This window comes from Rhodanobacter sp. G2-10, from assembly GCF_055809185.1.
This window is the reverse complement of the sequence record NZ_CM147900.1, coordinates 3203840-3218395: the sequence shown is the minus strand read 5'-3', so window position 1 is coordinate 3218395 and position 14556 is coordinate 3203840. Positions and strand designations below refer to the sequence as shown.

The window sequence follows — 14556 nt, the reverse complement described above, 5'->3', positions numbered from 1 at the left end:
CGGTTGGTGAACGTGCGTGCAGCGGGTGTGCGCGCGCATTTCTCGGTCAGGGATCGGCGCAAGTCATTCAAGTGAGCGAGGCATGAGTACAAACATCAGCAGCCGCCTGCTGACCGAAGCGCCACGCGTGTTGGTGGTCGACGGCTCGCGCGTGGTACGCAAGCTGATCAGCCGCGTGCTGAAAGAGGAGCTGCCCGGCGTGGAAGTCGTCGGTTGCGGCAGCGGCGAGGATGCGCAGAAAGTGCTGAACGAGGGGGTGTTCGATTTCATCACCATCGCGTTGCGGCTGCCCGACATGGACGGGCTGGAGCTGGCGAAATTCGTGCGCGAGTCGGCGCCGCAGACCTACGTGCCGATCGTGGTGGTCTCCGGCGACGTGGAGGCTCGCCTGCATCGGCGTTCGCTGGGCGACAACGTGACCGATTACTTCGACAAGTCGCTGGGTTTCCAGGCGCTGGCCGAGTTCATCCGGGGCTATGTCAGCCCGCAAACCAGCGCCGAAGGCACCGTGCTGTACGTCGAGGACAGTCGCGTGGTGGCGCTGGCGACCCGGCGCATGCTGGAGAAGATCGGCCTGACCGTGCGTCATGTGGTCAGCGTGGAAGACGCGATCGCCCTGCTCGAGACCGACAGCGCGCTGGGCTGGATCGGTGCCGACGCGGTACTGACCGATGTCAGCCTGAAGGGCGAACTGACCGGCGGCGACCTGCTCGAGCATATCCGCAACGAATTCGGCTACGACAAGGGCCGCCTGCCGGTGCTGGTGATGACCGGCGACGAGAACCCGGCCAACCAGGCCGCGCTGATCCGTGCCGGTGCCAACGACCTGGTCGAAAAACCGGTCGAGGAAAAGCTGCTGATCACCAAGCTGCTGTTCCAGTTGCGCGTGGCCGCCCATCTGCGCGGCCGGGAGCAGACTGCCCCGGAGTCGGGCGACGCGGACGCATGACCGAACATCCGGTCAAGCTGGAGCCATCCTGGAAGGCGCGTATCGGCGACTACCTGCAGCGACCCGAGATGCAGTCATTGTCGGATTTCCTGCGCGCGCAGAAGCAGGCCGGCAAGCACATCTATCCGCCCGGACGCGAGATCTTCGCCGCGTTCGAACACACGCCGTTCGACGCGGTGCGGGTGGTGATCCTCGGACAGGACCCCTACCACGGCGCGGGCCAGGCGCACGGCCTGTGCTTCTCGGTGCGTCCCGGGGTGCGGGTGCCGCCGTCGCTGGACAATATCTTCAAGGAGATCGAGCGCGACCTGGCGATTGCGCGCCCCAGCCATGGTTGTCTCACCGCCTGGGCCGAGCGTGGCGTGCTGCTGCTCAACAGCGTGCTGACGGTCGAGGAGGGCCGCGCCGGTGCGCATGCGAACCGGGGCTGGGAGGGTTTCACGGATGCGGCGATCGATGCGCTCAACCGCGAGCGCGAAGGCGTGGTGTTCCTGCTCTGGGGTGCCTACGCGCAGCGCAAGGGCCAGTTGATCGACGGCGAGCGCCATTGCGTGTTGCGCTCGGTCCATCCCTCGCCGCTGTCGGCGCATCGGGGATTCATCGGCTGCGGGCATTTCTCAGCCGCCAACCGCTACCTCGAAAGCCGGGGACAGCCGCCAATCGACTGGTCGTTGCCTCCGCATGGCCCGTCGCAGGCTGGTACGGCCATGGCTTGAACTCGGGCAGGCAACCCTCATCTGGGCACGACGAGGGGTTCGACAAGCGCAGGATATATCTGTACTATACGGTTTATTAAACTCCGATTCGGCTCCGTATCGAACCAATCGGGGTTTTAGCACTCCAATCACCCGAGTGCTAAACTTTGACGTCCTTGCAGGAGGTTTCATCCATGTCCCAAGCCTTGGTGACCGCCAACTATCCACTGCCGAGCGTGGTGGGCAGTCTGGATGCCTACATTTCCGCCGTGCACCGCATTCCCGTGCTGAGCGTGGAAGAAGAGCAGGCGCTGTCGCGTGACTATCTTGCCCAGGAAAACCTCGAGGCAGCGAAGAAGCTGGTGATGGCCCACCTGCGCTTCGTGGTCCACGTGGCGCGTGGCTATTCCGGTTACGGCCTGCAACTGTCCGACCTGATCCAGGAAGGCAACATCGGCCTGATGAAAGCGGTGAAACGCTTCGATCCCGACATGGGCGTGCGTCTGGTCAGCTTCGCGGTGCACTGGATCCGCGCCGAGATGCACGAGTTCATCCTGAAGAACTGGCGCATCGTGAAGGTCGCCACCACCAAGGCGCAGCGCAAGCTGTTCTTCAACCTGCGCAAGAACAAGAAGCGCCTGGGCTGGATGAACGCCGCCGAGGTCAGCACCGTGGCCAAGGATCTGGGCGTGCCCGAGGCAACCGTGCGCGAGATGGAATCGCGCCTGTCCGGTCGCGACATCGGCTTCGAGGCGCCGGTGGATGCCGACGACGACGCCAAGCCGGCGCCAGCCGCATTCCTGATCGATCACGGCGCCGACCCGTTCGAAAACGTTGCCGATGAGGATTACGCCGACAACCAGATGCAGAATTTGTCCGATGCCCTGAGCCATCTGGACAAACGCTCGCGCGACATCATCCAGCGCCGCTGGCTGGATGACGACAACAAGGCCACGCTGCAGGATCTGGCCGACGAGTACGGCGTGTCTGCCGAGCGCATCCGTCAGGTCGAGGCGAACGCGATGAAGAAGATGCGCGGCTTGATCGCGGCGTAACGTTCCAGCGATCTTGAGAAAGACGCAAACGGCCCGGGAAACCGGGCCGTTTGCGTTGGCGTTTGCGTTGGCGCCGGCGTCCTGCCGACCAGTGCCGCTCAGTCCTGACTTTCGGTATCGGCCCCATTGACGATGCGTGCCTGGCGCTGGTGCGTGCAGTACGCCGAGGCCCAGTCGATCATCACCGCCAGACGGTTGCGGAACCCGATCAGGAAGTAGATGTGCGCCAGCAGCCACGCGATCCAGGCCGGCAGGCCGGAGAGCTTCAGCGTGCCGAACTGCGCCACCGCCGCCATGCGCCCGATCGTGGCCAGCGAGCCGTCGTCGCGATAGCGGAACGGGGGCGGTTGTTCACGGCTCCCGCGTAACCGTGCCCGCAACGTATCGCCTGCATGCTTGCCCATCTGCTTCGCGGCGGGCGCCACGCCGGGTACCAGCGTGCCATCGGGCTGTTCGAGATGCGCCAGGTCGCCGATCACGAACACCTCCGCATGGTCCGGCACGCTCAGGTCGTCATGGACCTTGACCCGACCGGCCTTGTCCAGCGCCACGCCCAGCATGCGCCCCACCGGCGAGGCAGCCACGCCTGCCGCCCACAACACGGTGCGCGCAGGCAATCGGCGTTCGCCCAGCTTCACGCCGTCGGTATCGATCGCGCTCACCGCGATGCCGGTGTGCACCTCCACGCCGAGTCGCTCCAGCTGTTGGCGCGCCTTGTCCGACAGCGAGGCATGGTAGTTCGACAGCAGCCGTGGCCCGGCTTCGACCAGGCGCACGGTGGCCTGACGCGGATCGCAGCGGCGGAACTCGCCGGCCAGTGTGTGCCGGGCCAGTTCGATCAGGGTGCCGGCCAGTTCCACGCCGGTGGAGCCGCCGCCGACCACCACGAAGTTGAGCCAGGTCTGGCGGCGCGCAGGGTCGCTCTCGCGCTCCGCCTGCTCGAAGGCGAGCAGCACCCGGCGGCGGATCAGCAGGGCGTCATCCAGATTCTTCAGCGCCGGCGCAAAGCGGGCCCATTCGTCGTGGCCGAAGTAGGCGTGGGTGGCGCCGGTGGCGACCACGAGATAGTCGTAGTCCAGCGTGGCCGAGGCGCATTGGACACGCCTGGCAGCCAGATCCACGCCGGTCACCTCGTCCATCAGCACGGTGAGGTTGCGTTGCCGGCGCAGGATGTGGCGCAGCGGTGCGGCGATTGATGGCGCCGCCAAGCTGGCCGTGGCCACCTGGTAGAGCAGCGGCTGGAACAGATGGTGGTTGTGCTGGTCGACCAGGGTGATCCGCGCTTCGCTGCCGGCCAGCCGCCGTGCTGCGGTGAGTCCGCCGAATCCGCCGCCGAGAATCAATATGTGCGGTGGACCGGCAGGATTCGTGGCGTGCTCGTTCATCGCATCAGTGTGACCACTGTGATGTGGATGCGCCGTGGATCACCCGCCGTCGGGTGCGCCGCCGCTCGTCAACCGTTTGCGAGCACCGGTGGCAAGGGTTGCTCCCGTCGCCGTACGGTGCGTACACGTGGACAACGTTACCGCACCGGCCCCTGCGGCTGTTGCTGTTCGAGCTGCGCATTTTGCGCATGCATCCGACCCATCATCTGCGCCTGCTGCTGGTCGCAGTGCTGGATCTGCCGGATCGATTGCGCAGGCTGCGGCGAGGGTTCCTTCACATTCACGATCGCCGACGGTCCGACAAACGACGGATGGAAAACCATGTGCCCGCCCTGCGTGTCGAAGACGATCTCGCCGAGGTTTCTCTCCCCGATGCCTTTCGCATGGCAGGCCGCGGTGAACTGCAACAGGCGCTTTTCGCTGGCGTCAGGAACGCGTGTTTGCAGTTGCTCGTACAGCCCATGGTGCGGGTTGTCCGGATGGCGCGGATCGTCGGCAAGCTGCGGCGCCACGTGGGAGGCCGCGGAAGCGGCCGCGCGCTCGGTGGCATCCAGTTCGGCACGCACATGGCCTTGGGCGACATTCGTGCCCCACAGCGTGCCTGGTGTTTGCCACTGTCCGCTCCGGGTGTGGGTGTAGGTATGGCCATCCGACGCTTCCAGCGTATGTGCCGGTGTGTTCAACGCGCTCGTCACGGCGTCCGGGATCGGCCCGTACTGCTGCCAGCCGCGCTGCTCGTACACCGCCTGGTAGCGCTCGGCCATGCCGCGTGGCGACTGGGCGAGATTGGCTGCGATCGTCTGTTGCGCCGCCGCGTCCAGCTGTGCCGCGCGTTGGGCGCTGGCGACTTCGTCGTGGGTAGCGGCGAGACCGTGCTCCAGCACCTGATCGGTAACGTGGCGTGTCCATTGCCGGGTTTGCGTATCGCGGGTCCACGGTGCGGAGAGCTTGCTGGGCGTGTCGTTCGTGCCCGCCGGTTGCGTGTATGGATCGCACGGCGTGGCCGGGTGGCCCAGCGCCAGTTCCACGGCAGTGTTGTTGGCCTGGTAGGTCAGTTGCTCGGCCAGCGCAGGAGGTGCGGTGAAGTGCTGGCCGTGCGGCGTATCGGGCAAGGGGGGAATGTCACGGCTCCAGCCCTGTTGTGGTTGAGTCGGGTCGTAGTTCCACGTCACGCCCTGGGCATCGGGCTGGTTGTAGATGCGGTGACGGTCGTAGGCATCGGCCAGCTTGTCGCCGGCAATCGCACCGCCAACCGCGCCGACACCACCGATGACCAGATCGAGCGGCCCGGTTTCGGCACCCGCGGTGCCAAGCACTTCAGCGCCCAGCATGGCGCCACCCAGCGCGCCCAGATTGCGACCGCCGAAGTGCAGCACGTCGGATTGGGCGCCGACGATATTGCCTTGGTGCAGCAGATCGGAGGCGCGCGAGGCGGTGGTGGTGGCGTCGTAGATCACGGCGGCTGCGCCAAGAACGGTTGCGCCGCGAACCATGCCGGACGGCATCGTGCCACGCTCGACTTCGGTGGTGATGCTGGGGAAGTTGTCGACGGCCTTGATATACATCGGGTCCTTGAACAACTGGCGATTCGGTACGAGCACCTGTTCCGCGCCACCGCTCTTGGTAACCAGACCGCCCAGTTCGGAGGTGGGCGCCACGGTATTGATGAAGACCTGCGTCGGAATCTCGGGCGTGATCCGGTACATGCCGTAGCGAGGCGCTTCGCTGCCCACGGGCAGGCCGAAGTAATCCGAGATGTTCCTTCCTTCCGCAGACACCGCATTGGCCTGGGATTCACGCATCCAGAAGGGCGAATGGGGTGTGGGACTTGAACCTTCGGCGACGAACTTGAGGAGGGGCTCGCCGGGCTCGATGGTTTCCATGCGGGGGAGTTCGCGGCCGGAGCGGAGTTGGTTGATGGCACGCTCATCTACCTTATCCGATGGAAGGTTAGGAGCCGCTTCGGCAACTCGCCACCAATATAAAGCTCCTTCGTCAGTATTCAAATAGGCTTTCGCCTGTTCAGCACTAATTCCTTGGGTTTCAAAGGAGTCGCTTTTGGTTATGACATCCTCAAACCGCTTCTTCAGCTCATCAGAGGTGAGTCCATTACCACTCATCGCTGCTGGCCTTGCATCATGGCCTTACGCATCGCATCCATGCGCGCGATTCGCTGCTCGTCTTGTGCGGTCAAGCCGCCCCTCATCGCTACCGAAAAATCGACATAGGCCTCGTCCACGCTCGGATTGTCGTAGGGTATATAACGCCCATCCCCGAAGTTCCATGCCCCGGGAATTTTCATGCTGTCTACCGGCTCCAGCACCCGGCCAGCCTTGGCATCCTCAATCATCGGAGTCAGCGAGCGCAGCAGGCTCTGCACATCCTCGCTATCCGAATACTGCTTCAACACCCACTCCAGATGCTCGGCCGCGGCCTTGAGCTTGACGGGATCGACGGCTTGATTCATGGCGCTATTCCTTGAGCGAGGGTGGGTGTGAGTGTACTGGCATGACCGCGCTCCAGCTCTGATCGGTGGGGCGTGGAGCGAAACACGCCGGGCGATATGGCGCCACGCTCAGCCTCGGCGGTGATGCCGCGGATATTGTCGACAGCCTTGATCGGCACCGGCTCGTTGAACCATTATCTGCGCGGCTCCAGCACCTGTTCCGCGCCACCGCTCTTGGTGACCAGACCGCCCAGTTCGGAGGTGGGCGCCACGGTATTGGTGAAGACCTGCGTCGGAACCTCGGGCGTGATCCGGTACATGCCGTAGCGCGGCGCTTCGCTGCCCACGGGCAGGCCGAAGTAATCCGAGATGTTCCTTCCTTCCGCAGACACCGCATTGGCCTGGGATTCACGCATCCAGAAGGGCGAATGGGGTGTGGGACTTGAACCTTCGACGACGAACTTGAGGAGGGGCTCGCCGGGCTCGATGGTTTCCATGCGGGGGAGTTCGCGGCCGGACATGAGCTGGCCGATGGCACGGCCCGTTGTCTGATCCGGACGCAGGCCTGGCTCGGCAGCTTGGGCGACCCGCCAGTAGTACATTGCACCTTCATCAGTTTTCAGATAGTCCAGTGCTGCCTGCTCGCTTATGCCTTGAGGCTTGAACGTGTCGCTCTTTGGGATGACTGCGGCATGTTGCCGCTTGAGTATCTCAGGAGTCAGGCCGTCCGTGCTCACGTCTGAGACTCCTCAAACTTTTTGCGCTTGGCTTCCAAGTCACTGATCAACTGCCTTTCTTCCTCAGTCCATCCTCCTCTCATTTCGGTAACGAAATCGGAGTATGCCGAATCAACGCTGGGGCTTTGATAAGGGATATACCGGCCGTCAGAGAAGTTCCAGGCGCCAGGGATATCCATTCTGTCCGCGGGCGCCAAAACCCTTCCCGCCTTGGCAACTTCGATCAGGTGAGTCAACGAGCGCAGCAGGCTTTGCACATCCTCGCTATTCGGATACTGCTTCAGCACCGACTCCAGATGCTCTGCCGCGGCCTTGAGCTTGACGGGATCGATGGCTTGGGTCATGGCGCTATTCCTTGAGCGACGATGGGTTTGATTGTATTGGCTGGAACGTGCTCCAGCCCCTGATCGGTGACATGGCACGTCCCTTTCCGGGCATGCGCATCGCGCATCAACGGTGTCGGGAGCTTGCCGGGCGTGCGCTTGCGCCGCAGGTCAATTCTGCTTTGCCGCTGATTGGCGCAGTGCCATGCCCTTGAGCACGTTGAGCGCCTGCGCCAGCGCGTAATCGCTGGTGGCCAGCTTGGCATCGGCGGCGCTGCCGTCGTTGTCGATGTCGGTCGCGGCCTTGACGTTTTCGTTGGCCAGATGATGGGGCAGGTCGGCTTCGGAACTGATCAGTACCGGCGGGCTGTCTGCCTGGTTCACCGTGAGGTCGGCCAGGGCGATGTCCGGCTTGATGCCTTCGGCCTGGATCGAGGTGCCATTGGGCGTGTAGTAGCGGGCGGTGGTGATCTTCACCGCGTGGTCGGCGTCCAGCGGCAGCACGGTTTGCACCACGCCCTTGCCGAAGGTGCGCTGGCCCATGGTCAGGGCGCGGTGGTTGTCTTTCAGCGCGCCGGAGACGATTTCCGCGGCCGAAGCGGTGCCGTGGTTGGTCAGCACGATCATCGGCGCCCCATCGAGCTGGTCGCCTGGATGCGCGCTGAAACTCATGTTGGCATCAGCCAGTCTGCCGCGCGTGGTGACGATGACACCGGAATCGAGGAAGTCGTCGCTGACGCTGACGGCTGCGGTGAGCAGGCCGCCAGGGTTGTTGCGCAGGTCGAGTACGGCGCCCTTCTGCGGGCCGTTCTTGGCGATCAGCTGTCCCAGTTTTTTCTCCAGGTCGGGGGCGGTGTCGTCCTGGAATTGGCTGATCCGGATATAGGCGTAGCCGGGCTCGAGCTCGTGGACCTTCACGCTGCTGACCGAAATGTTTTCGCGCACCAGATGCAGGTCGATCAGCTTGTTGCTGCCCTCGTGGGTGATGGTCAGGCTGATCTTGCTGCCGGGTTCGCCGCGCAGTTGCTGGAACATCTGGTTGACGTTCTGCGGGTCGACCAGCTTGCCGTTGATCTTGACGATGCGGTCACCCGGTTTGATGCCGGCACGTGCTGCCGGGGTGTCGTCGATGGGTGAGATGATCTGGAGTCCGCCGTCCACCTGCAGCACCTCGATGCCGAGACCGCTGTACTGGCCGGACGTATCCTCACTGAGCTGTTGCAGGCCTTCCTTGTCGAGATATTCGCTGTGCGGGTCGAGCCCGGCCAGCATGCCGGTGATGGCTGCCTTCATCAGCGTCTTGTTGTCGACCTTTTCCACGTAAGCCTGGCGCACTACTTCGTAGACGCGGCTGAAGTTGCGGATGTCCTTGAGGTCGACCTGATCAGCACCTGCGCTGGAGCTGGCGTTGGCCGGAGCTACATCCAGCGGCGGGGCTGGCACACTGGCGCTGGATGCCGGGGCGCTCTGCGCCTGGATGGCGGGCGCTGCCAGCAACAGCAGGATGGCCAGGGCCGGGATCGCTCGATGGTGTAACACGTGCATACGGGGGACTCCGCTCAACAGGGAACGTCGCGTCGCAGCGCGACTTGCGAATCTGTCCTGGCGTGGCCGGATACCCGACCGGACCACCCAGGTTCCTCAGACATTTCAAGTATGGCAGGGCCTGAGACCACCGGATGCTGCAGGAATTCACAACGCTGACCGATTGCCTCAGCGATGCTTGCGCAACCAGCTGCGCGGATCCACCGGTTTGCCGGCCTTGCGCAGTTCGAAATACACGCCGGTGTTGGCGCCGGTGACCGCGCTGGCGGTGCCGACTGCCTCGCCGGCCTCGACCTGGTCGCCGACGCCGTGCAGCAGGCTCTCGTTGTTGCCGTACATGCTCATCCAGCCGTCGCCGTGGTTGATGATGATCAGCATGCCGTACCCACGCAGGAAGCCAGCGTAGATGATGCGACCGCGCGCCACGGCGTGCACCTCGCTGCCGGCGTCCGCCTTGATCAATACGCCGTTGCCGAAACTGTGGACGCCGCCGCTGGCCGGCCACGGCAGGTTGCCGCGAATGTCGGCACCCGCACTGCCGACCTCGGTGGGCGGCGACTTGTGGCCGGGTCGCGACTTCGCTGCCGCCGCACGCTGGGCGGCGGCTTCGTCGATGACCTTCTGCAGCTGTGCGAGCAGCTGGTTGAGCGATTGCGCGTTCTGTTTCATCGCGGCCAGCCGCTGCGCCTGATCCTTGAATCGGGCGTCCGCGGCGGTGGCCAGCTTTTGTTGCGCGGCGCGCTCCTGCGCCAGTTTCTTCGCGTGTGCCTCGCGCTCGGCCTTGGCCGCCTGCAATGCCTCCTGTTCGGCCGCAATCGAGGCTTCCAGTTCCTGCAGTTGCGCCAGCTCGCCCATCAGCTTTTCCACGCGCTTGACGCGGTCACGCTGGAAGTATTGTGAATACACCAGCGCGCGAGCGATGCGCGCCACGTCCTGATCGCCCAGCAGCAGGCGAAGATCGGAGCCGTGGCCCAGCGCGTAGGTGGCGCGCAGCAGGTCGGCGATGGCGGCGCGCTGGCTGTGCAGCGATTGCTGCAACGTGCTGCGTTGTTGCTGCAGCTGGTCCAGTTGCGCTTGCTTGGCAGCCAGTTCGGCGTCGGTCTGGCGCACGGCTTTCGCCGCGGCAGCCAACGCGTTGGCCTGCTTTGCCAGCTCCGCATTGACGCTGTCCCGTTTCGCCGCGGTGGCCGCCTGTTCGGCCGCCAGCGCCTCCATCTTGTGCCGCAAGTCGGCCAGCTTCCGCTTGGCTTCGGCCTGTTCGGTGCGGCTGTTTTCCCCCTGTTGCGCATGGGCCGGCGCAGGAAGCAGCAAGCCAAGCCAGATCACCACGAGCAGGAAGCCGGCGAGGGGGAGAGAGGAACGAGGGCGGTTGGACATCGCCCGATTATCGCCGAGCGGCACCCGCGGAGCGAGCGCGCTCGCTCTTGCACGTCTGGCCGCGCCGCGCCTGCCTTGGTTAAGCTGGCCGGCAACCGGATATTCATTCCCACATTCAGTCGTGTTGGTTTGTCTCATGTGTCTGATTGCATTTGCCTGGAACACCCATCCACGCTGGCGCTTGCTGCTGGCGGGCAATCGCGACGAGTCTCATGCGCGCCCGAGTGCGGCGTTGGCCCGTTGGCAGGATGCACCGATCATCGGCGGGCGCGATCTGGAGGCCGGTGGCACCTGGATGGGAGTCACCGACGAGGGGCGCTGCGCGGTGGTGACGAACGTGCGCGATCCACGCGTCGCGCACACGGGAAGCTCGCGCGGCCTGCTGATCAGCGACTATCTTTTCGGCGAGGCGGACGCCACCGCGCATGCGGGCGAGCTGCTCCGTGACGCCGCCCGATACCGTCCGTTCAACCTGCTCACCTTCGACGCGCAGGCAGGCTTTTACCTGGGCAATTGCCCGCAGCCGCATGTGCAGCCCGTGACGGCGGGCATCCATGGCCTGTCGAATGCCGATTTCGATGCGCCGTGGCCGAAAACGCGAGTCCTGATGCAACGCCTGCAGAACTGGATCGACGACGGCGGTGATGCGGACTTCGCCGCGCTGTTTGCGGCGCTGGCCGATGAGCAGGTGGCGCCGGATGATCAGTTGCCGGACACCGGGGTGGGCGTTGAACTCGAGCGCCGGCTTTCCAGCGCATTCATCCGCGGTGCCGAGTACGGCACCCGCGCCAGCACCGTCGTGGCGATCAGTCATGCCGGCGGCGGGGTGATCGTGGAGCGGCGTTTCGGGCCGCATGGGCGCCAGCTCGGGCAGAGCATGCTGCGTTTCGGGGATACGTCGCTGTAGCGGGAGCCCTGCGCGCAGCAACGCACGTGGCTGCGGCTTTCCGGCGTTGGCCGGTTTTCCCGTTCACCTGCGCTGAAACAACGCTCCTGAAGAATCGGCCATGCAGGGGTCGGGCAGGTTCGTCGTTGTCGCGGGGAGTTGCCCCCATCCGCCCTGTCGGGGAGCTTCCCCGGCCCTGCGGGGGAAGGCAAAGCGGATCTGCACGAAACAGCCCTTCCCCCGTTTACGGGGGAAGGTGCCCGACAGGGCGGATGGGGGCGCTTTTCCGCGCCGCCACGAAAGTCCGCCAGGCCCATAAGCCGGGTTCCTCGCCTACGCCGACGATCGGTGTTGCCGGATGCGCCGAATGCGCGTCGCTGGCTAGGCTGGATCTCCGTTTCATTCACGGAGTACGTCGGCATGCGCAAGGAAGCATGGTGGCTCCTGGTCGGTGTGATCGTTGTACGCGTCGGCTGCGCTCATGCGGCCGCGTGTCCGGCGTGGTCGCCCGTCCAGGCCAATCGCGAACTCGCGCAGCTGCATGATCGGCTCGACCGCTGGAACCACGCCTACCGCGTCGACGGCCACTCGCCGGTTGACGATGCCGTGTACGACCAGGCGCAGCAGCGGCTGGAGCAATGGCAACGCTGCTTTCCCGCGCAGGCGCCGGCGGCGCTGAGGCATCTGGCCGATGCGGGTGGCCGGGTTACCGCGCCGGTGGCGCAGACCGGATTGGCCAAGCTGCCCGACGCCGCGTCGCTGGCGCAGTGGATGGATCAGCGAGGTGATCGCGACCTTTGGGTGCAGCCCAAGGCCGACGGGGTGGCTGTCACCCTGCTGTATCTGGACGGCCAATTGCGTCAAGCCAGCAGCCGCGGCGATGGCCTGCATGGGTCGGACTGGACGGCGCTGGCGCAGCGCATCGCGGCGATTCCGAAGCAGTTGCCGAACGCGCCTGCACGCGTGGTGTTGCAGGGCGAGTTGTATTGGCGTTTGCCCGGTCATGTGCAGGCTGATGACGGCGGCGTCAACGCGCGCTCGGCCGTGGCCGGTGCGCTGGCGCGTGATCGACTGGACGATGCCACGGCGGCGCGCATCGGTCTGTTCGTGTGGGACTGGCCCAGCGGCCCGGCCGACATGCCGGCCCGGCTGGCGGGGATGCGGGCGATGGGCCTGGCTGAAAGTGCGAACTACACCAGGCCGGTCGGCACGCTGGCCGAGGTCAAACGCTGGCGCGAGCAGTGGTATCGCCATGCGATGCCGTTTGCGGCCGATGGCACCGTGGTGCGTCGGGGGCATCGACCGGCAGCGTCGACCTGGCAGGCTTCACCACCGGACTGGGCGGTGGCGTGGAAATATCCGGCTGCCGCCGCGCTGGCCGAGGTGCGGGCGATCGACTTCACGATCGGCCGCAGCGGACGCATCACGCCGGTGCTGCAGCTCGAACCGGTGCAACTGGATGATCATCGCGTGCAGCGCGTCAGTGTCGGTTCGCTGCGCCGCTGGCGCCAGCTGGATATCCGCCCCGGCGACCAGGTGGAGGTGGTGCTCGCGGGGCTGACCATTCCACGGCTGAAGTCGGTGGTCTGGCGGGCGCAGCAGCGGGTTGCGGTGACGGTGCCGGACCCGGCGGCACACACGCCGCTGACATGCTGGCAGCTGAGCCCGGGCTGCCAGCAGCAGTTCCTGGCGCGGCTGACATGGTTGGGCGGCCGGCAAGGTCTGCATCTGAGCGGTATCGGCGCCGACACGTGGCAAACCCTGATCGACGCCGGCCTGATTCATGGCCTGCTGGACTGGATGGCGCTGACCCCGGAACAAATGGTGAGCGTGCCCGGGTTTGGCGTGCATCGCGCGGCGACGCTTGCACGCAGCTTCGCGGCAGCGCGGACGCGCCCGTTCGCCCGCTGGCTGCAGGCGCTTGGTGTGCCGGCCGCGGTGGCCCGTGATCTGCCGGATTGGGCCACGGCGAGGAGTCGCGATGCGGGCGACTGGAAGGCGCACGATGGCATCGGCGAAGCCCGGGCGGATCAACTGGTGGAATTCTTCGGCTGTGCCGGCTTGCGCAGCCAGGTGGCCCGACTGCACGCGGTCGGCGTGCAGGGGTTCTGAGGTCAGGCTTTCAGCTCGCCGTCGAGGTAATACCAGCGCCCGTCGACATGCACGAAACGGCTGGTTTCGTGCTGGCGTTGCGCGCGGCCACCGCCGAGTCGATAGCGGGCGACGAACTCCACCAGCGCATGGTCGTCGTCGATACGCTGCTGGCGGCGTACTTCCAGCCCCAGCCAGGTCGGTGGCGGTTGCTGCGCGGCCAGTCGCAGCGTGGTCGGGCGGGTATCCGGGTGCCAACTGGCCAGCAGGTAGTCTTCGCGCTTGAGCACGTAGGCGCTGTAGCGCGAGCGCATCAATTGTTCGGCGCTGTCAGCGGCCGCACCGTCATGCAGCCGGCCGCAGCAGGTGGCGTAACCGGCGCGATTGCCACACGGGCACGGGGTCAGGGTGTCGATCGACTTCATGCCCCTTTGTACCCGGTTCGGCCGACTTGTGCAGGGCGGCTCTCAGCGAGGCGCCCGACGCCACACGCGGCAACGGTTGTTGGCCGGCATCGCGTGGTCGTCGATCAGGCTGAAGCCTGCCGTCATGGCCAGCGCATCGACCGCCTCCGCGTCGCGAATCGCCATGTGCGCGCCGCGAGCCTTCAACCACTGGTCGAACTGCGCGTTGCTGTCGCTGCTGTAGCGGCCCTGGTAATTGAACGGCCCGTAGATTGCCAGGGTGGCGTCGTCGCTGGTGACTGCCGGAAGTTGTGCGAAGAAGTGCCGCACTTCCGGCCACGCCATGATGTGCAAGGTGTTGGCGCTGAAGATGGCGTCGAACCGGCCGCCGGGCCAGGCTCCACCGACATCGAGTTCCAGCGGGTCGGGCGTGTTCTGCAGCGCCGCTTCATCCAGCCAGGCGCGAATGCCCGGCAGGCTCTCCGCCCGGTCCGAGCTTTGCCAGGTCAGGTGCGGCAGGGCGGCCGCGAAGTGGACGGCGTGCTGTCCCGTGCCGCTGCCGATTTCCAGTACGTGATGTCGATCGGCAAAATGCTCACGGAGCACGTCGAGGATCGGTTCACGGTTGCGCTCGCACGCAGGCGAGTGCGGCTTGCCCACGTC

At 65.4% G+C, this 14556-nt stretch carries 14 protein-coding genes; 5 read left to right on the top strand and 9 right to left on the bottom strand.

Annotated features, from left to right (window positions below; genetic code table 11):
- Positions 1 to 82 precede the first annotated feature (82 nt).
- The 3 genes from AC0L58_RS14595 to rpoH all read left to right on the top strand — a co-directional run bounded on the left by AC0L58_RS14595 (position 83) and on the right by rpoH (position 2699).
- On the top strand, positions 83 to 949 hold the full coding sequence (locus tag AC0L58_RS14595) for a response regulator (RefSeq protein ID WP_473684626.1): 867 nt from the start codon (positions 83 to 85) through the stop codon (positions 947 to 949).
- Positions 946 to 1665, top strand: coding sequence for a uracil-DNA glycosylase (gene ung / locus AC0L58_RS14590; RefSeq protein WP_473684624.1), 720 nt, complete (start codon positions 946 to 948; stop codon positions 1663 to 1665). The genes AC0L58_RS14595 and ung overlap by 4 nt, the downstream gene beginning before the upstream one ends.
- Positions 1666 to 1838: 173 nt before the next feature.
- On the top strand, positions 1839 to 2699 hold the full coding sequence (gene rpoH, locus AC0L58_RS14585) for an RNA polymerase sigma factor RpoH (RefSeq protein WP_473684622.1): 861 nt from the start codon (positions 1839 to 1841) through the stop codon (positions 2697 to 2699).
- A 98-nt stretch (positions 2700 to 2797) separates the two neighbouring features.
- On the opposite strand, the gene AC0L58_RS14580 is transcribed toward rpoH, so the two are convergent.
- The 7 genes from AC0L58_RS14580 to AC0L58_RS14550 all read right to left on the bottom strand — a co-directional run bounded on the left by AC0L58_RS14580 (position 2798) and on the right by AC0L58_RS14550 (position 10512).
- The gene (locus AC0L58_RS14580; RefSeq protein ID WP_473684620.1) at positions 2798 to 4084 is read right to left on the bottom strand and encodes an NAD(P)/FAD-dependent oxidoreductase; all 1287 of its coding nucleotides are present in this window, start codon (positions 4082 to 4084) and stop codon (positions 2798 to 2800) included.
- 137 nt (positions 4085 to 4221) lie between these two features.
- Positions 4222 to 6204: a hypothetical protein gene (locus tag AC0L58_RS14575; RefSeq protein WP_473684618.1), complete on the bottom strand. Its 1983-nt coding sequence runs from the start codon at positions 6202 to 6204 to the stop codon at positions 4222 to 4224.
- Positions 6201 to 6551 carry a hypothetical protein gene (locus AC0L58_RS14570; protein ID WP_473684616.1) on the bottom strand — a complete coding sequence of 117 codons (351 nt, stop codon included), beginning with the start codon at positions 6549 to 6551 and terminating at the stop codon, positions 6201 to 6203. The genes AC0L58_RS14575 and AC0L58_RS14570 overlap by 4 nt, the downstream gene beginning before the upstream one ends.
- Positions 6552 to 6724: 173 nt before the next feature.
- A complete protein-coding gene (locus tag AC0L58_RS14565; protein ID WP_473684615.1) occupies positions 6725 to 7267 on the bottom strand; it encodes a hypothetical protein in 543 nt (180 codons plus the stop codon).
- The gene (locus AC0L58_RS14560; RefSeq protein WP_473684613.1) at positions 7264 to 7611 is read right to left on the bottom strand and encodes a hypothetical protein; all 348 of its coding nucleotides are present in this window, start codon (positions 7609 to 7611) and stop codon (positions 7264 to 7266) included. The genes AC0L58_RS14565 and AC0L58_RS14560 overlap by 4 nt, the downstream gene beginning before the upstream one ends.
- 150 nt (positions 7612 to 7761) lie before the next feature.
- Entirely contained in the window at positions 7762 to 9135 is a 1374-nt protein-coding gene (locus AC0L58_RS14555) for a S41 family peptidase (RefSeq protein WP_473684611.1), read from the bottom strand.
- A gap of 168 nt (positions 9136 to 9303) precedes the next feature.
- Positions 9304 to 10512: a murein hydrolase activator EnvC family protein gene (locus AC0L58_RS14550; protein WP_473684609.1), complete on the bottom strand. Its 1209-nt coding sequence runs from the start codon at positions 10510 to 10512 to the stop codon at positions 9304 to 9306.
- Between the two features lie 136 nt (positions 10513 to 10648).
- Between AC0L58_RS14550 and AC0L58_RS14545 the strand changes: the two genes are divergently transcribed.
- A complete protein-coding gene (locus AC0L58_RS14545; RefSeq protein WP_473684607.1) occupies positions 10649 to 11419 on the top strand; it encodes an NRDE family protein in 771 nt (256 codons plus the stop codon).
- Positions 11420 to 11818: 399 nt separating this feature from the next.
- The gene (ligB, locus tag AC0L58_RS14540) at positions 11819 to 13510 is read left to right on the top strand and encodes an NAD-dependent DNA ligase LigB (protein ID WP_473684605.1); all 1692 of its coding nucleotides are present in this window, start codon (positions 11819 to 11821) and stop codon (positions 13508 to 13510) included.
- Between the two features lie 2 nt (positions 13511 to 13512).
- On the opposite strand, the gene AC0L58_RS14535 is transcribed toward ligB, so the two are convergent.
- Positions 13513 to 13914, bottom strand: a complete 402-nt coding sequence (locus AC0L58_RS14535) for a YchJ family protein (RefSeq protein WP_473684603.1) — start codon at positions 13912 to 13914, stop codon at positions 13513 to 13515.
- A gap of 42 nt (positions 13915 to 13956) precedes the next feature.
- Positions 13957 to 14553: a DUF938 domain-containing protein gene (locus AC0L58_RS14530; RefSeq protein ID WP_473684601.1), complete on the bottom strand. Its 597-nt coding sequence runs from the start codon at positions 14551 to 14553 to the stop codon at positions 13957 to 13959.
- Positions 14554 to 14556 lie beyond the last annotated feature (3 nt).